This is a genomic window from Streptosporangium sp. NPDC048886 (genome assembly GCF_055586905.1).
Genome location: NZ_JBVJHH010000020.1, coordinates 84,505 through 100,710, shown reverse-complemented (window position 1 = coordinate 100,710; position 16,206 = coordinate 84,505). Strand labels below are relative to the sequence as shown.

At 73.4% G+C, this 16,206-nt stretch carries 17 protein-coding genes; 5 read left to right on the top strand and 12 right to left on the bottom strand.

All coding sequences use genetic code 11. From position 1 onward, the window contains the following. Window positions 1–96: 96 nt before the first annotated feature. Complete coding sequence (locus ACZ6R6_RS24990) at window positions 97–900, bottom strand: GntR family transcriptional regulator (RefSeq protein WP_470097205.1); 804 nt, start codon at window positions 898–900, stop codon at window positions 97–99. 330 nt (window positions 901–1,230) lie between these two features. On the opposite strand from ACZ6R6_RS24990, the gene ACZ6R6_RS24985 reads away from it, so the two are divergent. Further along, a complete protein-coding gene (locus tag ACZ6R6_RS24985; RefSeq protein ID WP_470097079.1) occupies window positions 1,231–2,031 on the top strand; it encodes a maleylpyruvate isomerase family mycothiol-dependent enzyme in 801 nt (266 codons plus the stop codon). Window positions 2,032–2,202: 171 nt separating this feature from the next. On the opposite strand, the gene ACZ6R6_RS24980 is transcribed toward ACZ6R6_RS24985, so the two are convergent. From ACZ6R6_RS24980 to ACZ6R6_RS24940, 9 genes are all read right to left on the bottom strand, one after another. Next, window positions 2,203–2,976, bottom strand: coding sequence for a hypothetical protein (locus tag ACZ6R6_RS24980; RefSeq protein ID WP_470097077.1), 774 nt, complete (start codon window positions 2,974–2,976; stop codon window positions 2,203–2,205). 84 nt (window positions 2,977–3,060) lie between these two features. Beyond that, window positions 3,061–3,705: a rhomboid family intramembrane serine protease gene (locus tag ACZ6R6_RS24975; protein WP_306859765.1), complete on the bottom strand. Its 645-nt coding sequence runs from the start codon at window positions 3,703–3,705 to the stop codon at window positions 3,061–3,063. A gap of 342 nt (window positions 3,706–4,047) precedes the next feature. Next, window positions 4,048–4,812, bottom strand: coding sequence for a crotonase/enoyl-CoA hydratase family protein (locus tag ACZ6R6_RS24970; RefSeq protein WP_470097075.1), 765 nt, complete (start codon window positions 4,810–4,812; stop codon window positions 4,048–4,050). A 9-nt stretch (window positions 4,813–4,821) separates the two neighbouring features. Continuing rightward, on the bottom strand, window positions 4,822–5,595 hold the full coding sequence (locus tag ACZ6R6_RS24965) for an SDR family oxidoreductase (RefSeq protein WP_470097073.1): 774 nt from the start codon (window positions 5,593–5,595) through the stop codon (window positions 4,822–4,824). 47 nt (window positions 5,596–5,642) lie between these two features. Next, entirely contained in the window at window positions 5,643–5,981 is a 339-nt protein-coding gene (locus tag ACZ6R6_RS24960; protein ID WP_306859771.1) for an STAS domain-containing protein, read from the bottom strand. A 160-nt stretch (window positions 5,982–6,141) separates the two neighbouring features. Further along, window positions 6,142–6,873, bottom strand: coding sequence for an energy-coupling factor ABC transporter ATP-binding protein (locus ACZ6R6_RS24955; protein WP_470097071.1), 732 nt, complete (start codon window positions 6,871–6,873; stop codon window positions 6,142–6,144). After that, on the bottom strand, window positions 6,870–7,634 hold the full coding sequence (gene cbiQ, locus ACZ6R6_RS24950; protein WP_470097069.1) for a cobalt ECF transporter T component CbiQ: 765 nt from the start codon (window positions 7,632–7,634) through the stop codon (window positions 6,870–6,872). The genes ACZ6R6_RS24955 and cbiQ overlap by 4 nt, the downstream gene beginning before the upstream one ends. Continuing rightward, window positions 7,634–8,665 carry an energy-coupling factor ABC transporter permease gene (locus tag ACZ6R6_RS24945; protein ID WP_470097067.1) on the bottom strand — a complete coding sequence of 344 codons (1,032 nt, stop codon included), beginning with the start codon at window positions 8,663–8,665 and terminating at the stop codon, window positions 7,634–7,636. Before ACZ6R6_RS24945 ends, cbiQ begins: the two co-directional genes overlap by 1 nt. A 69-nt stretch (window positions 8,666–8,734) precedes the next feature. After that, on the bottom strand, window positions 8,735–10,540 hold the full coding sequence (locus tag ACZ6R6_RS24940) for a glycosyltransferase family 2 protein (RefSeq protein ID WP_470097065.1): 1,806 nt from the start codon (window positions 10,538–10,540) through the stop codon (window positions 8,735–8,737). Window positions 10,541–10,871: 331 nt separating this feature from the next. Here ACZ6R6_RS24940 and ACZ6R6_RS24935 point away from each other — a divergent pair, with 331 nt between their 5' ends. From ACZ6R6_RS24935 to ACZ6R6_RS24920, 4 genes are all read left to right on the top strand, one after another. Beyond that, window positions 10,872–11,951 carry a leucine-rich repeat domain-containing protein gene (locus ACZ6R6_RS24935; RefSeq protein ID WP_470097063.1) on the top strand — a complete coding sequence of 360 codons (1,080 nt, stop codon included), beginning with the start codon at window positions 10,872–10,874 and terminating at the stop codon, window positions 11,949–11,951. Between the two features lie 132 nt (window positions 11,952–12,083). Next, window positions 12,084–12,581: a hypothetical protein gene (locus ACZ6R6_RS24930; RefSeq protein ID WP_470097061.1), complete on the top strand. Its 498-nt coding sequence runs from the start codon at window positions 12,084–12,086 to the stop codon at window positions 12,579–12,581. A gap of 11 nt (window positions 12,582–12,592) precedes the next feature. Then, window positions 12,593–13,096 (top strand): hypothetical protein, encoded by a 504-nt coding sequence (locus ACZ6R6_RS24925; RefSeq protein WP_470097059.1) that lies wholly within the window; start codon window positions 12,593–12,595, stop codon window positions 13,094–13,096. Between the two features lie 131 nt (window positions 13,097–13,227). Beyond that, window positions 13,228–13,821 carry a DUF3995 domain-containing protein gene (locus ACZ6R6_RS24920; RefSeq protein WP_470097057.1) on the top strand — a complete coding sequence of 198 codons (594 nt, stop codon included), beginning with the start codon at window positions 13,228–13,230 and terminating at the stop codon, window positions 13,819–13,821. Window positions 13,822–13,895: 74 nt separating this feature from the next. Here ACZ6R6_RS24920 and ACZ6R6_RS24915 read toward each other — a convergent pair whose 3' ends face one another. Next, a complete protein-coding gene (locus ACZ6R6_RS24915; RefSeq protein WP_470097055.1) occupies window positions 13,896–14,531 on the bottom strand; it encodes a flavoprotein in 636 nt (211 codons plus the stop codon). Window positions 14,532–14,823: 292 nt separating this feature from the next. Continuing rightward, on the bottom strand, window positions 14,824–16,185 hold the full coding sequence (locus ACZ6R6_RS24910) for an acyltransferase family protein (protein WP_470097053.1): 1,362 nt from the start codon (window positions 16,183–16,185) through the stop codon (window positions 14,824–14,826). Window positions 16,186–16,206: the final 21 nt, after the last annotated feature.

Below are 16,206 nucleotides of genomic sequence, written 5' to 3'. Positions count from 1 at the left end.
GCCGCCACCGGCCGCCACGCCGGTACGGCCCGCCGCCGGGGCCCCGCGCCGCCGGCCCGGACCCCTGCCCGGCGGGCAGAACCCGTCGCCCGGCGGTCAGAACTCGTCGGCCCCGGTCACCTGGGCGATGGGGAAGACGTGCCGGGAGGCGGCACAGATCGTCTCCAGCGTGTGGACCGGGGTGCCGTCGTCGCCGTAGCCGGCCCGCAGGACCTGCACCACCCATTCGCCCGGGTCGAGCTGGAGGGTGCCGGCCTCGGACCCGGCCGGCGGGCGGGCGACGAGGTGCTCCTCCGCGTGGCCGAACCGGTGGCCGAGGGCCTCGATCCCGGCCTGCAGGCTCGGCCGTACGAAATCGGGGGCGGCGATCGGGGTGCCGCCGAACAGGTCCAGGCGGAAGAAGCTGGTGGCGATCCGCACGGGCACGTCGTCGGCGAGCAGCAGCTTGCGGCGGGCCAGGACCTCGGTGCCGGGCTCGACGCGCAGGGCGGCGGCGACGTGGCCGGAGGCCGGCTCGGGGCCGACGTAGAGCATGCGGCGGCCGGCCCTGATGCCCTGCCGGTCCGCCTCCGTCATGAAGAGCGACGCGGAGCCGCGCACCGCGGGCTCTGTGGGGAGCGCGCGCCGGACCACCACCCTGGGCCCCCGGGGCGGCCCTGCGGGGCCGTCCACGGCCTCTCTGGCGCCCGCCGGCCTCATCTGTGACACCCGGCCGGGGGTGACTCCGAGCCGCCGCGCTATCGCCTCCTGGCGGACCCCCGCGGCCCGTGCCTCGGCGACGGCCTCGCGGCGGAGCCGGGCCAGCCCGGCGACCAGGTCCTGCTGGGCGGCCATGGCCAGACCGGCCGCGTGGGCCCGTTCGACCGGGTCGGCGATCGCGGTGATGTCTTCGAGGGGCATGTCGTCCACAGGTGATCTCCTCCCGGCCGGGCGGCCGTCCCGCCGACTTTAGTCCCCCTAAAGTCATGGGCTGCCTGCTGGGGGGCCATTCCGTTGCGGGCGCCGCGGCACAAGACGATAGTGATACGCCAGATGACCGCGGGTACTTCCGAGAGGAGACGCCCGGGCGGACGGCCGCCCGGCCGCATGGTGGAGACGGCCGGACGTCCGGCCGGACGTGTCGAGAGCTCCGGGCGGGTGCCCGCCCGGCCGCGTCGAGACATGCAGGAGCGCCGGATCGGACGGCCGTCCGGCCGCGACATGACGAGATCCCCTCGCGCTGGGAGAGCCATGACCACGCTTGCCGACAGGACCATCGCGGCCCTGCGCACCAACAACGACGACCTGGCCGCGCTCGTGCGCGGCCTGGACCCCGCCGGCCTCGCCCGGCCCTCGGGCGCGTCGGAGTGGACCGTCGCGCAGGTGCTCAGCCACCTCGGCAGCGGCGCGGAGATCAGCCTGGCGGTCCTGCGGGCCGCGCTGGCCGGCCACGACGCGCCCGGCCAGGACTTCAACGAGTCGGTGTGGAGCCGCTGGAACGCCAAGGCCCCCCGGGAGCAGGCCGAGGACTTCCTGGAGGCCAACGCGGAGCTCGTCGCCGCCTACGAGGGCCTCGACGCCGGCACCCGCGAGCGGCTGGAGATCAGGCTGGGCTTCCTGCCGTCGCCCGCCGACGTCACCCTCGCCGCCGGGATGCGGTTGAACGAGGCCGCCCTGCACGCCTGGGACGTCAAGATCGCCTTCGACCCCCGGGCCACCGTCGCACCGGACGCCGTCGAGGCGCTGACCGACCTGCACGCCGGGCCGCTCGGCTTCATCGTCGGCTTCGTCGGCAAACCCGACGCCCTCGACCCCCGGCAGGCCACCCTCCGCGTCGAGACGAGCGAGCCCGAGCGCGTCCTCGGCCTCACCCTCGGGGAGACCGTCGGCTTCAGCCAGGTGGCCGAGCCGGCGGACATCGTCCTGTCCGCCCCCGCCGAGGCGTGGCTGCGCCTGCTCAGCGGGCGGCTGGCCACCGAGCACACCCCCGCCTCCGTGACCGTCACCGGCGTCACCCTTGACGACCTGCGCCGGGTGTTCCCGGGGATGTGACGCCCGCGCCCGCCGTACCCGCCCGCGCCCGCCGTACCCGCCCGGACCGGCCGTTCGGGACCGCCGCACCCGGGACGGCGAGGCCCGGGACCACCGGGCCCAGGACCACCGGACCCCGGACGGCGAGGCCCGGGACCGCCACATGTGGCGGGGGCGGGATCCCGGGCGTCCCTACCCCGCCGTCCCGAGGAGCACGGCCGCCGCCCCCGCGGCCACCACCAGCGGGTAGGCCCACCACTTGGGCGCCGGGCCGTCCTTCAGCACCTTGACGCCGGACGGCACCAGCGCGACGCACAGGCCGGCCGCGGCGAGGACCGACATCGGGCCCGTGCCCTTGAGGACGCCGAGCGGCATGGCCGACATGAGCCCGAGCGCGACGGACCGCGCGATCCCCGGCACGCCGGCGCCGAACATCTCGGCCCGCCAGGCGCCGACGGCCAGCACGATCCACCCGGCGAGGACGGCGACGTTGAGCGTCTGGAAGACGTGGAAGGACGTGTACTGGTCGCTCACCGCCTGCCGCGCGGCCTCCAGCCCCTGCACCTCCACCAGCTGGGCGGCCAGATGGTTGACCCCCGCGTGGAAGACGCGGGCGAACAGCCCCGCCACGGTCAGCGCCCCGCCCCACAGCGCCCAGCGGGGGTGCGAGGCCCCGATCCGCCTCGTCACGGCCAGGACCGCGGGGCAGAGCAGCACGACCCCGGCGACGAACGCGCTGTAGGAGGCGGTCATCAGCGCCGGGCTCCGGGCGAAGGCCGCGAGCTGGTCGGGGAAGAAGTCGCCGGGCCCCATCTTCAGCAGCACGCCCACCAGGATCAGGACCGGCCCCAGGACCAGCCCGGCCCCCTCCGGCCAGCGGCCGGGGAACCGGAAGGCGGAGGCCGCGCCCCCGGTCGTCGCCGTGTCGGTCGTGGTGCGGGCCGTCGCCGTGTCAGTCGTCGTCATGCCTTCGATCCAACCGGCGCGGCCCGGCCGTCACATTGGCGCTGGAGCGAGGATCCGGGGTAGACCTGGCACTACCCCGGTGGCTCAGTAGGCGGCGACGGCCTGGCGCCTGCGGCGCAGGACCCAGGCGGCCACGACCCCGCCGACCAGCCCGAACAGGTGTCCCTGCCAGGAGATGCCGGCCTCGCCCGGGAGCACGCCCCAGATGATCGAGTAGTAGGCCACGGCGACGCCGATGCCGATCACGATGTCGAGGGCGCGACGGTCGAACAGGCCCCGGGCGACGACGAAGCCGAAGTAGCCGAACACCAGCCCGCTCGCGCCGACCGTGACGGTGGTCGGCGAGCTGGTGAACCAGACGCCCAGCCCGCTGACGACGATGATGATCAGGCTGGCGGCCAGGAAGCGGCCGATCCCGCGCAGCGCGGCGAGGAAGCCGAGGATCAGCAGGGGCAGCGAGTTGGCCATCAGGTGGCCGAAGCCCGCGTGCAGGAAGGGCGCGACGACGACGCCACTCAGACCTTCGAGGTCCCAGGACCGGATGCCGTAGGCGTCGAAGTCGACGGGCAGCACGTAGTCGGCCACCTCGATCGCCCACATGCCCGCGACGAGGACGATGACGAGCATCGCGGCACCGGCCGCGCCGGCTGCCAGGCTGCCGGCCTTGCGCTTGAGGCGCTCACCCGTGGAGGGGGTGGTCGGGGTGATCCGGGTCGCGTGATCGTTCATGCACTCTCCTGGCCTCGGAGCGGTCGCGTGGACGGCAAGTGCCCCCGCCGCACCTGTCCACACCTTTACCGTACGCACTCCCGGCCATGAATGGGCCGGGCGTGACCATCCCGATCACACCCGGCCGCGGACCTGTGACCTCCGGCCGCCGGACCGCCCGCACCCGGTGGCCGGCGCCACCCGGCGGCCGCCGACCACCGGGGGCGCCGGTGACCGGGGGGCCGGTGACCACCGGCCACCGACTACCGATCACCACCCGGTCTACCGATCACCACCCGGTGGCCGCCGATCACCGATCACCGATCACCGGCCGGTGACCACCGGCCACCGGCCGCCGGAGGGCTACTCGCCCTTCCACTCCGGAGCGCGCTTCTCGGCGAAGGCCGCCGCGCCCTCCATCGCGTCCTTGGAGCCGAACACCGGGTTGATGATCTCGCCCTGCTTCCGGAACATCTCCTCCCCGCTCCAGTCGGCGGACTCGACGATCACGCGCTTGGTCGCGGCGAGCGCGAGCGGGGCGTTCGCCGCGATCTTCTTCGCCAGTTCGAGTGCCCTGGCCAGTGCCTCGCCCGCGGGCGTGACGTGGTTGACCAGCCCCACCTCGTACAGCCGGGAGGCCGGGAAGTGGTCGCCGGTCAGGGCGATCTCCATCGCGATGTGGTACGGGATGCGCTGCGGCAGCCTCATGATGCCGCCCGCCCCCGCGACCAGGCCCCGCTTGGGCTCGGGCAGGCCGAACTTGGCCTCCTCGGAGGCCACGATGATGTCGCAGGCCAGCGCCAGCTCGCAGCCTCCGGCCAGGGCGTAGCCCTCGATCGCGGCGATGATCGGCTTCTTCGGCGGCGCCTCGACGATGCCGCCGAAGCCCCGGCCCTCGACGACCGGGAAGTCGCCGGTGAGGAAGCCCTTCAGGTCCATGCCGGCGCAGAAGGTGCCGCCGGCCCCGGTCAGGACGTAGGCGGAGACGTCCTTGCGCTCCTCCAGCTCGTCCAGCGCCGCGGCGATGCCCCGGGCGACCGCGCCGTTGACGGCGTTCCTGGCCTGGGGGCGGTTGATCGTGATGACGGCGACGCCGCCGTCGACGTCGACCAGAACCTCGTCAGACACCGGTGACTCCTACTTGGGCTGGAAGCGGATGCCGCCGTCGAAGCGGATGGTCTCGGCGTTCATGTAGTCGTTCTCGATCAGCGAGCGGACCAGGTGGGCGAACTCCGACGGCTGGCCCATGCGCTTGGGGAAGACCACCGGCGCTACGAGCTTGGCCTTGAACTCCTCGGCGTTGGGCGAGAAGCCGTAGATGGGGGTGTCGATGATGCCCGGGCAGATCGTGTTGACGCGGATGCCGACGGCGGCCAGGTCGCGGGCGGCCGGGACGGTCATGCCGACGATGCCGCCCTTGGACGCCGAGTACGCGACCTGTCCGGTCTGGCCCTCCAGCGCCGCCACGGAGGCGGTGTTGACGACCACGCCGCGCTGGCCGTCCGCGTCGACCGGCTCGGTCTTGGCGACGGCCGCGGCGCCGATGCGCATGAGGTTGAAGGTGCCGATCAGGTTGACCTCGATGACCTTGCGGTAGGACGCCAGGTCGTGCGGCGAGCCGTCGCGGTTCACCGTCCGGGTGGCCCAGCCGATGCCCGCGCTGTTCACCACGATGCGCAGCGGCCTGCCGGTCGCCACGGCCGCGTCCACGGCCGCCTGCACCTGTTCCTCGTCGGAGACGTCGGTCTTGACGAAGACCCCGCCGAGCTCGTCGGCGAGGGACTTGCCGCGCTCCTCGTTGAGGTCGGCGATGACCACGGTGACGCCGTGCGCCGCGAGGTCGCGGGCCGTGGCCTCGCCGAGGCCGCTGGCACCGCCCGAGATGATTGCTGCTGCTCCGTTCAGGTCCATGAGCGGACTTTAACGCGGATACCGAATGAAGTTCTACTCGGGGTGGGCTAAATCTCTCCCACGGCGCTGCCGACGTCGGGGTAGACCTTTATCCGCCGGTCGAGCCCCGTCGTGCGCAGGATCCGCGCCACCGGGCCCTGCGGCGCGGCCAGGCAGACCCCGCCGCCCTCCCCCGTGGCCAGCCGCCATGCCTCGATCAGCACCGACAGGCCGCTGGAGTCCATGAACGACAGCGCGGCCAGGTCGAGGACCAGCCTCGGGCTGTCGAGCTTGATGGCGTCACGGACCTCGTCTCGCAGGAACGGGGCGGTGAACAGATCGAGCTCCCCCTCGACTGCCACCACCACGGCGTCACCAACGGCGCGGCGAGCCAGCCGTAGCTTCATCAGTCCTCCTCGCGCCCATGAGGCAGACCCACTTTACTTCGCCATCACCGTACGCGAGGTCATGCGACCCGCGATCATTGATCCGGATCGGCGTGCCGGGGACGGCCGCCGCGCACCGCCCCGTGCGCCGCGGCCCCGCGCCACGGCCCGGAGGAGCCGGTCAGGGCGGCGCGAAGCCGTACGGCAGCTCAAGCCGGTGGGCGGCGAGCAGCCCGGCGTCGGCGAGGATCTCCCGGGTCGGCCCGTCGGCGGCGATCACGCCTCCGGAGAGGATGAGCGAGCGCTCGCACAGCTCCAGCGCGTAGGGCAGGTCGTGGGTGACCATCAGCACCGTCACGTCCAGGCCCCGCAGGATCTCGGCGAGCTCGCGGCGGGAGGCCGGGTCCAGGTTCGACGACGGCTCGTCCAGCACCAGGATCTCCGGCTCCATGGCCAGCACGGTCGCCACCGCCACCCGCCGGCGCTGGCCGAAGGACAGGTGGTGCGGCGGCCGGTCGATCGCCTCCAACATGCCCACGCGGTCCAGGGCGTCCTTGACCCGGCGCTGCAGCTCCTCGCCGCCGATCCCGAGGTTGGCCGGGCCGAAGGCCACGTCCTCCCGGACGGTCGGCATGAAGAGCTGGTCGTCGGGGTCCTGGAAGACCAGCCCGACCCGCCTGCGGATCTCCTTGAGCGAGCGCTTCTCCACCGGCAGCCCGGCCACCGCCACCGTGCCGTGCCCGGCGGTCAGGATGCCGTTGAGGTGCATCACCAGCGTCGTCTTGCCCGCGCCGTTCGGCCCGAGCAGCGCGACCCGCTCCCCGCGGCCGATCGTGAAGTCGACGCCGAACAGCGCCTGCGTGCCGTCCGGGTAGGCGTAGGCCAGGCGGCTCACCTCAAGAGAGGGCGTCATGCCAGTCCCCAGCCTCCCAGCAGCACCACCAGCGCCGCGCCCGGCAACATGCCGGCGGCGAGCCACTGGCGCGACGAGGCGGACATGTCCTGGATGACCGGCATCGAGCCACTGTAGCCGCGGCTGAGCATCGCCAGGTGCACCCGCTCGCCCCGCTCGTAGGACCGGATGAACAGCGCGCCCGCCGACCTGGCGATGACCGGGATGTGCCGGACGTCTCGGGCCGCGAACCCCCGCGACTCCCTGGCCACCCGCATCCGGCGCATCTCGTCGATGATCACGTCCATGTAGCGGAGCATGAACATGGCGATCTGCACCAGCAGCGGCGGCAGCCTGAGCCGCTGCGCGCCCAGCAGCATCAGCCTGGGCTCGGTGGTGGCCGCCAGCAGGACGCTCGCGACCACCCCCAGGGTGGCCTTGGCCAGGATGTTCCAGGCGGCCCACAGTCCCGCGACGCTGAACGACAGCCCCAGGAAGGACACCCGCTCGCCGATCCCGATGAACGGCAGCGCCACCGCGAACAGCACGAACGGGATCTCGACCGCCATCCGCCGCAGCAGGAAGGGCGGCGGGATCCGCGCCGTCAGCGCCACCGCGGCCAGGAGCAGGGCGTAGAGCCCGAAGGCCCACAGCCACTCGCGCGGAGTGGCCACCACGACCAGGGCGAAGCAGGCCACCGCCGCCAGCTTGCACTGCGGCGGCAGCCGGTGGACGGTCGTGTCGCCCGGCAGGTGGAGCTGGTGGTGGTGGCCGGCGCCCACTAGGCCGAGACCTCCTCGCGCCTGTCGCTGTCGCCCTTGGTACGGCGGCGCACCGCGAAGAACAGCCCGCCCCCGGCCGCGAGGGTCACCCCGACGCCGATCAGGCCGGCCACGCCGACCGGGATGCCGCCCACGTCGCCGTAGTCGGCCAGGGGCTGCTCGCCGAGGGCGTGGTCGGTGGCCTGGCTGATGAAGCCCTTGTCCTCGGCGACCCTCTCCAGGCCGTCGGGTGAGGAGGAGGCATAGAAGCTGACGATCCCGGCCAGCAGCGCCGCGACCACGACGCCGGCGGGCAGGAACCAGCCCGGCCGCCGGGCGGCGGCCGGGGCCGGGGCGCCCTGGGACACCACGGCGTCGCCGTCGGCGCCGCGCAGGACCAGCGGGGCGGCCAGCCCTCGCGCGCCGTAGACCAGGTCGGGCCGGATCGCCAGCACGGTGCTGACGGTGACCGCCGTGATCAGGCCCTCGCCGATGCCGATGAGCACGTGCACGCCGCCCATGGCGGCGGCGACCGTGCCGACCTCGATGGGCGCGGTGCCCCCGAGCCAGAACAGCAGGGTGAAGGCCAGCGCGGAGGCGGGCACCGAGACCAGCGCGGCGGCGAAGGAGGCGGCGACGACGGCGGGCCTGCTCCGCGCGCTCCGGGTGATCAGGCGGAAGACCGCCCAGCCGGCCAGGACGGCGACGATGCCCATGAGGGTGATGTTGACGCCCAGCGCGGTCAGGCCGCCGTCGGCGAAGAAGAAGCCCTGCACGAGCAGGACCACGGCCACGCACAAGACGGCCGTGTAGGGCCCGACGAGGATCGCGGCGAGCGCGCCGCCGAGGAGGTGGCCGCTGGTGCCGGCGGCCACCGGGAAGTTGAGCATCTGCACGGCGAAGACGAAGGCGGCGACCAGGCCCGCCATGGGAGCGGTCCGGTCGTCGAGCTCGCGGCGGGCGCCGCGCAGGCAGACCGCGACGCCGGCGGCCGCGACGGCCCCGGCTGAGAGCGACACGGCTACGTTGAAAAAGCCATCGGGTACGTGCACGACAAGCCTCCGAAGTGCGGAATCGCCCCTTACTTTAGGCCATGGGCTTGTAGTTGCAAGAAGGTGGCATTAGCGCAGTATCCGCTCCATGAACGTGCGGGGCGTGAACGTGCGGACCACCGCGCTGAGCCGCCCCTTGCCCGCCGTGGCGTACGGCCGCACGCTCCGCCGCACCAGCCCCCGCCACCACGTGCGCGGCGGCACGATCGCCTCCGCCTCCGCCTCGATCCGGAACCGGGCGGGCGGACCCCCCAGATCCAGCTCCAGGTAGGCGTCCCAGGTGCCCGGCCCCAGCCGGCCCGCCGCCTGCCGGGCGGCGAACACGCCCCCCGCCCCGGCCGCGACCCGCTCGTGCCGCTCCCGCCCCGACCACCGCTCCCGCCACACCAGACGGCGTACGGCGTGCGCCCCCGGCGCGCCCGTGCCGACGGTGACCTCCCCGTCGAGCATCAGCCGGTGGCCGAGCGACCAGCGGGTCCGGGTCAGCCGCACGCTGGCCGGCACGCTCATCACGTGCCCCCCGACGTCGAGGCTGAGGTTGCCGTGCGGCCGGGTGAAGTAGGGCAGGGCGATGACGTCGCCGACCAGGCGGGGCACCGGCTGGGCGATCCGCCCGTCCCGGCCGGCGCCGAGCCGCGCGAGCCGGGTGATCCCCTCGCACTCGACGGTCACGTGGACGTCCCAGACGCCCGGGGGCAGCTCCCCGACGTCGACGAGACCGGTGAACCCGTCGCAGCCGCCGCTGACGGGGACCACCAGGTCGGCGGCCGGCTCGGCGCCGTCGCGCCGCATCCGCAGCACCAGGGCCAGGCCGCCGACGACGAGCTCCGGGCGGTCGCCCTGCCCCAGCGCGCTCAGCCCGACCCGGCCGGAGATCGCCAGCCGGCCCCGCCCGTCCCAGCGCAGCTCGGTGAGCTCCCGGCGGACCGCGGCCGACTCGATGTGCGCCAGCCGTACCAGGCGGTCGATGTCCTGGAGGGCGGCGATGCGGCTGCGGTCGATGGGCGGGAGCCGGTCGCGGACGCCGTCGGTCAGCCACCGGTCGCACATGTCGGCCACCTCGGCGACGATCTCCTTGCGCTGGACCTCCCCCGCCTCCAGGAAGGGCCTGCCGAGGCTGCCGAAGGCGTCCAGCCGGAAGTGGCGGCGGAGCAGGTGGTCGCGGAGGGCGCCGGGGCGCACGTGGGCGACGACCAGCTCGATCGGCCGCCTGATCATCCGCAGCCAGGAGACCGGGTCGCGGCTCCCCGGCCGCTGCATGATGCTGCTGCCGTCGGGCCGGGCGACCAGGTGGTAGCAGTCGTAGTCGGCGACCACCGAGATCACCCTCGCGTGGCAGTAGGCGTGGGCGGTGAAGACCACGTCCTCCCCCACCAGCAGCGTCTCGTCGAAGCGGATGGCGTGCCGCTCCAGCATCTCCCGGCGGAACAGCTTGAAGCAGCTCAGGCTGTTGTAGACCGAGCTCTCCCCGAGCGGCGCCCGATCGGCGCTCTCGCGGAACATCGAGACCGGCGCCCTGCGGTCATGCCCGACGATCTTCCCGAGGACCATGTCCGAGCCGTTGCGGTCGGCCATCGCGAGCATCCGCTCCAGCGCCTCGGGGCCGAGGTAGTCGTCGGCGTCACAGAAGAACACGTATCTGCCGCGCGCGTGCGCGATCCCGACGTTGCGCGGACGGCCGGCGCCGCCGGAGTGGCGCTGCCGGACGATCCGGATGACGTTGCGGTGGTGGGCGGCGTAGAGGTCGAGCAGATCGGAGCTGCCGTCGGTGGAGCCGTCGTCCACCACGACGATCTCCCTGCTGACCCGCTGGATCAGCAGGGAGGTCAGGCACCTGTCGAGATAGGGACGGCAGTTGTGGACCGGAACGATCACACTGACGTCTATCTCGGACGGCTCGGATATCTCGGGTGGTTCGGATGTCCCGGACCGGCCCGCGCCTTCCTCCGTGCGGACTCGCTGAAGGATCATCCCCGTCACCGCCGCGCCCCTCGTCGGTCACTATCGGCTTGCATGCCGCTTCAGTATGTGACCAAGAGCCCTCCGTGCGCGGCGGATCCAGCGTCTTGGTCACCCCACCTCCACGCCGGGATCGCCGCACCCGGTGGAAAGCGGCCGGTTCGTACGGCTTGCCCCGCGCCACGGCCACGGACGCGCCACGCCCGGGCGTCTTCGGTAAGGTACGGCCGCGTCCTGGAGGAGAATCATGCTGAACGAGTCGACCGAGCTGACCGAGCTGAACGCCCCGGGCGCCGGACTCACCGCGATCCCGGCGCCCGCCGGCGACCCGGCCCCGCTGCGCCGTGTCGACCTGGCCTGGAACGAGCTGACCGAGCTGCCCCCGTGGGTCGGGTGGCTGCCCCGGCTGGAGCACCTCCAGCTGGACGGCAACCGGCTGCGCGACCTGCCCGACCTGCGCGGCCTCACCTCCCTGCGCGACCTCCACCTCGACGGCAACGCGCTGACCCGTTTCCCGGAGAGCGTCCCCGAACTGACCGGGCTGCGGACGCTCTTCCTGTACGGCAACGCGATCGACGAGCTGCCCGAGACCATCGGCCGGCTCCGGAACCTGCGGCACCTGGCCGTCGGCGGCAACGCCCTGACCTCCGTGCCCGCCGCCCTGTGGCGGCTGACCGGCCTGCGCTCCCTGAACCTCGCGGAGAACTCCATCACCGAGGTGCCGGAGGCGATAGGCGGGCTGACCGAGCTGCGCATGCTGGACCTGGGGCACAACGCGCTGACCCGGGTCCCGGAGGCGATCGGCGACCTCCACGGCCTCACCGACTATCTCTACTTGAGCGACAACCGCTTCACCTCGGTCCCGGCGTCCCTGGGCGGGCTCACCCGGCTGACCTACCTGAACCTGACCGACAACCGCCTCACCGCCCTGCCCGCCGCCCTCGGCGGCCTCACCGCCCTGCGGGAGCTGCGGCTCTACGGCAACCGGCTGCGCGAGCTCCCCGAGACCATCGGCCGCCTCCGCGAGCTGCGCGAGCTCCACCTGATGAACAACGCCCTCACCGGCCTGCCCGCCTCGATCGGCGACCTGTCGCGGCTCAGGCAGCTCGACCTCAGGAACAACGCGATCACCTCCCTGCCCGGCTCCCTCGCCGGGCTGCGCGGCCTCACCCACCTGGACCTGCGCAACAACCGGCTCCGCGAGCTCCCCGACAACCTCGCCGACCTGCCCGCGCTGGAGAAGCTCGACCTCCGCTGGAACAAGCTCGACGGCGACCCGGAGGTCCTGCACCGCCTGAGCGGGCGCGGCTGCGCCGTACTGCGCTGACGCCGAGGGCCCGGCGGGCCGCCGGGACGCCGGGCCCACGGGGCGGGGCCGATACCACTGGCTTCCAAGAGATCGACAAGGCGCCTTGACCAAGCTGTCCGGCGAACCTCATCGCCGTTGACAGGGGAGAGCATGCATCGCCTATTCGCCCGGGCCTCGCTGAGCGTCGCGGTCATCGCGGGATCGCTGCTGGCAGGGGGGACCGCGCACGCGGAGCCGGCGCCGATGGTCAGGGTCGTCCTGGAGAGCTTCATCGCCTACAACCTCGAGGAGAGCGGACACGACGAGATCTACGTGCAGACCCAGCGCGACGGGAGGACCCGTCAGCTCTTCCCGACCAACACCGGCGCCCTGTCGGTCGCCGTCAACGACTGCGTCTACATCAGCGGCGACGGCTGCCCTCCGGGGACCAACTACCGGGGCTACTACAACGCCAACAAGCCCAGCTACACGGCCGACGGCAAGCTGCTGATGGTGACCCTCTACGACGACGACATCTCGGGGGACGACCCGCTGGTCAACGTGCCGATCTGGCCCCAGCCGATCAGCGAGAACCAGTACTTCCGCGAGGACGCCGACATCAACGGCTATCACTACGCGCTCAATTTCCGCCTAGAGCCCGCTTACTGACGGAGGATCACGTGCGTACCATCCTGTCCAGAATCGTCACCACCGCCGCCGCGCTGACTCTGGCCGCCGCCCTCGCGCCGCCCGCCCAGGCCGCCGCGGCCGCCGCGGCGCCCATGAAGCTCGTGTTCGGCTCGCTGCAGGCCATCGACCTGGAGGAGAGCGGCGAGGACGAGATCCGCGTCGAGGTCAAGGAGTCGAACGGCGACCACTACTACATCTGGCCCACCAACGGCGACGAGGCCGACACCAAGGTCGGGACCTGCTGGGTGTGGACGAGCGAGGCCTCGGCGTGCTCACCCGGCTCCTCCTCGCGCTCGGCCGGGCCGTACGTCCACCTGACGGTCTACCCCGGCGCGTCGTTCACGATCGAGGTGTGGGAGGACGACCACATCGGTGACGACCTCCTGCTGCGCATCCCGGTGACCCCGACGGAGGGGACCCAGTACATCGACGCCTCCTCCCCGGCCGGCAAGGGGTTCTCCTACCGGCTGGTGGCCCGCCTGGAGCCTGCCTGACGCCGGCGTCCCGGACCGCCGCGGCGCTCCGGGACCGCGCCTGAGCCGGTGATCTCCCTCCCTCCGGCGGGGGAGGGAGATCACCTCAGGGTGGGAGGTCCCGGACGGGACCCGACGTGATCATCGGGGGTATGACGGATTCACAGGTCGACGAGGCGACGGCGGCGCGGTCGCGCCACGCGGCATGGGCGGGGTACGGCGCGGCGGCGTGGGGGTTCCTGTTCGCCCTGCCCAGCTTCTACTGGGCACTGGGAGGCACCGCCGGCGTCACCACGACGATCTCCCCCTCGCTGGCGCGGCTGGCGCAGGACGGGGTCACCTGGTTCATCGTGGTCCTGTGGGTCACCGGCGCGCTCAAGATCGTCGGCGGGGTGCTGGGGCTCGCCCTGGTGCGCCGCTGGGGCACGGGCACGAGCCGGCTCCTGCAGTTCGCCGCCTGGGGCGCCGGGGTGCTGCTGCTGTGGCACGGCGGGCTGTTCGTCGTGCAGGGGCTGCTCCTGCAGCTCGACGGCGCCGGGATCGCGGCGGAGCTGCTGCCGGTGATCCGCTGGTACACCTACCTGTGGGGGCCGTGGTTCATGGCCGGCGGCCTCCTGTTCGTCCTGGCCGCCCGCGTTCAGCGGCGCGGCCTGGCCGACCGGCGCGGCACCGCGGTCGCCGGCGCGGCCGGCGGGGTCGGCGCGCTGGGCCTGTCGGTGGCGATGACGGTCATGGGCATCGGCTGACCGGCCCCACCCGGCGGAGAGCCGCCCACGGACGGCTCCCCCTCCGAGCTTCCCTGATCTGCCGACAGGTCCCCCTATGAGCCCCCTGATCCGCGGACGGGTCCCCTGCGAGCCCCCTGACCCGCGGACGCGCTCTCCGGCTCCGGCGACGGCGCTCCCCGGCCGGAGGGGCGGGCGAGCCGGTTCAGCTCGGCGAGGGCGAGCCCCCACGGATAGGTGTCGGTGCGGTCCTCCCCCGAGTCTGGGTCGTGCGGCTCGAACTCCCCGGGGCCGAGAAGCACCCGCACCCCCTCGGCCCGCAGCCTCTCGACGCTGTGCCGGAACGGGAGGCGGGCGGCGAGCGCGCTGTTGAGGCACGGCAGCACCACGACGGGGATGCCCAGCCCGGTGGCCTCGGAGAGGAGGCCGAGGGCGTAGGTGTCGGCGATGCCCTGGGCGCTCTTGTTGATGGTGTTGTAGGTCGCGGGGGCGACGATGACGGCGTCGGGCCGCGGCGGCTTGGGCTCGCCCGGCTTGCGGTACCTGCTCCGTACGGGGCGGCCGGTCTGCGCCTCCAGCGCGCCGGCGTCGACGAAGTCCAGTGCCTGCGGGGTGGCGACGATCTGAACGGCCCAGCCTTCCTCCTGGGCCATCGTGACGAGACGGCCGACCCCGGCGGCGGGGCCCGCGGCGCACACGATTACGTAGAGGACCTTGCCGGTGGGGCTCACGCGCGCTCCAGACGTCTCGGCGGGCCGGCGGGCTCGGTGGCGGACGCCGGCCGGGGGTTCGGGCGGGAGGTCACGGACGGCCCGGAGGGCGCCGGAGCGGTCGGTGTCCACCCGGCGAGCGTATGCGACACCCGTCCGACCGCCGCCCACGGGTCCGACGGCGGGAATCCGGTGTTTCCCGGGACCCCGGCCGGTGTTTCCCGGCGACCCGGGAGCGCCGCGGACAGCCCCCGTGTGTGGAGGCTCCCCCGGCCGGTGTGTGGAGGCTCCCCCGGCAGGCCGGCCCGCCCGGTCACTCCCGCGCCGGACGCGCGTACCACCGGCGGACGGAACCCAGGACGGCGACACCGCCGAAGTAGGCGGCCAGCACCCGCACGGGCAGGCCCGTCACCCCGTGGTAGTCCAGGCCGGCGAGCGCCAGGGACAGCAGCCCGGCGAGCACGGCGCCGACCCCGGCGATCGTCAGCGCGGCGGGCCACACGCCCCTCACCGCGCCCACGGGATCGGCCCGGGGCCCCGTACGCCGCTCGAACCGCCCGAACACCGCGACGAGCAGGGCGAGGATCAGCGCCAGACAGGCGAGCCAGGGGACGCGCAGGAGCAGCCAGAGCGCCGACCCAGGCGGGGCCTCGGGCATCACCGCCGTCGCGTGGAGCACCAGGACGCCGATCACCACGGCGGTCATGTGCCAGAGGAAAAGCGTCATGATCACCATGTTGACCGCCACCACGACGGTCCACGGGCCCGGCCGCCGCAGCCACCGGTTCCCCGGGTCCCGCGTCCACAGGGCGATTCCCGTCTGGGTGACGGCCAGGGCGAGGAGGGCCAGCGTGGGCGGAGAGGTGTTCTCTATCTTCTCCCCGAACCCCACCATGCTGACCGGATAGGGGCCGACCACCGTGAGGAGCACGAGGATGACGGCCCCGGCCGCCGCCATCGGCAGAGCCACGCTCCGCCGGGACGGCAGGCGCCCGTCCTGCCAGGCGAAGCCGAGCTGGTGCACGGCCAGCCAGCCGAGCAGGTAGTTCGCCTGACCCACATAGGGGACGTTCAGCACCAGACGGGCCAGGTCGCCCACGCCGACCAGGACCGCCAGGACGATCGGCACGGCCAGACCCGCCCGCCGGTGCAGGGCGTACATCGGCGGGGTGAGGACCATCACGGCGAGGTAGGCGACCAGGAACCACAGCGGGATCCCGGCCAGCCAGACCGCCGCGCCGATCAGGGCGGGCGCGGCCCCCAGGAGCCCGGCCGTCACGGCCGCCGCCGTTAGCCCGCCCAGCAAGATCGTCGTCGGGCGCAGCAGCCGGGCGGTCCGGACCAGCACCCAGCCCGTGGCGTTGCCGCCCCGCTCGAGGTGGGAGACGAAGGACGCGGCGTTCGCGAAGCCGCCGACCAGGAAGAACAGGGGCATCACCTGGAACAGCCAGGTCAGCGGACGGGCCCACGGGGCGACCTCGAGGATGTTCCCGCCCTGGAAGCCCGCGCCGTCGCGGGCCACGTAGATCACCAGCCAGTGCCCGACGACGACCACCGTGATCGCGACGGCGCGCAGCAGGTCGACATGGCGCTCCCGCTGCGGCGGCGTCCGCTCGGCCAGCCGCCGCACCCGCCGCGTCATCCGCTGAACGGCCCGGACAGGCTGCGCTGCCATGCCACCGACGCTTGACATGAT

What these genes read in the sequence shown, in the direction of transcription:
- ACZ6R6_RS24990 (WP_470097205.1), bottom strand. Translation starts at nt 900, where the DNA reads ATGCCCCTCGAAGACATCACCGCGATCGCCGACCCGGTCGAACGGGCC.
- ACZ6R6_RS24985 (WP_470097079.1), top strand. Translation starts at nt 1,231, where the DNA reads ATGACCACGCTTGCCGACAGGACCATCGCGGCCCTGCGCACCAACAAC.
- ACZ6R6_RS24980 (WP_470097077.1), bottom strand. Translation starts at nt 2,976, where the DNA reads ATGACGACGACTGACACGGCGACGGCCCGCACCACGACCGACACGGCG.
- ACZ6R6_RS24975 (WP_306859765.1), bottom strand. Translation starts at nt 3,705, where the DNA reads ATGAACGATCACGCGACCCGGATCACCCCGACCACCCCCTCCACGGGT.
- ACZ6R6_RS24965 (WP_470097073.1), bottom strand. Translation starts at nt 5,595, where the DNA reads ATGGACCTGAACGGAGCAGCAGCAATCATCTCGGGCGGTGCCAGCGGC.
- ACZ6R6_RS24960 (WP_306859771.1), bottom strand. Translation starts at nt 5,981, where the DNA reads ATGAAGCTACGGCTGGCTCGCCGCGCCGTTGGTGACGCCGTGGTGGTG.
- ACZ6R6_RS24955 (WP_470097071.1), bottom strand. Translation starts at nt 6,873, where the DNA reads ATGACGCCCTCTCTTGAGGTGAGCCGCCTGGCCTACGCCTACCCGGAC.
- ACZ6R6_RS24935 (WP_470097063.1), top strand. Translation starts at nt 10,872, where the DNA reads ATGCTGAACGAGTCGACCGAGCTGACCGAGCTGAACGCCCCGGGCGCC.
- ACZ6R6_RS24930 (WP_470097061.1), top strand. Translation starts at nt 12,084, where the DNA reads ATGCATCGCCTATTCGCCCGGGCCTCGCTGAGCGTCGCGGTCATCGCG.
- ACZ6R6_RS24920 (WP_470097057.1), top strand. Translation starts at nt 13,228, where the DNA reads ATGACGGATTCACAGGTCGACGAGGCGACGGCGGCGCGGTCGCGCCAC.
- ACZ6R6_RS24910 (WP_470097053.1), bottom strand. Translation starts at nt 16,185, where the DNA reads ATGGCAGCGCAGCCTGTCCGGGCCGTTCAGCGGATGACGCGGCGGGTG.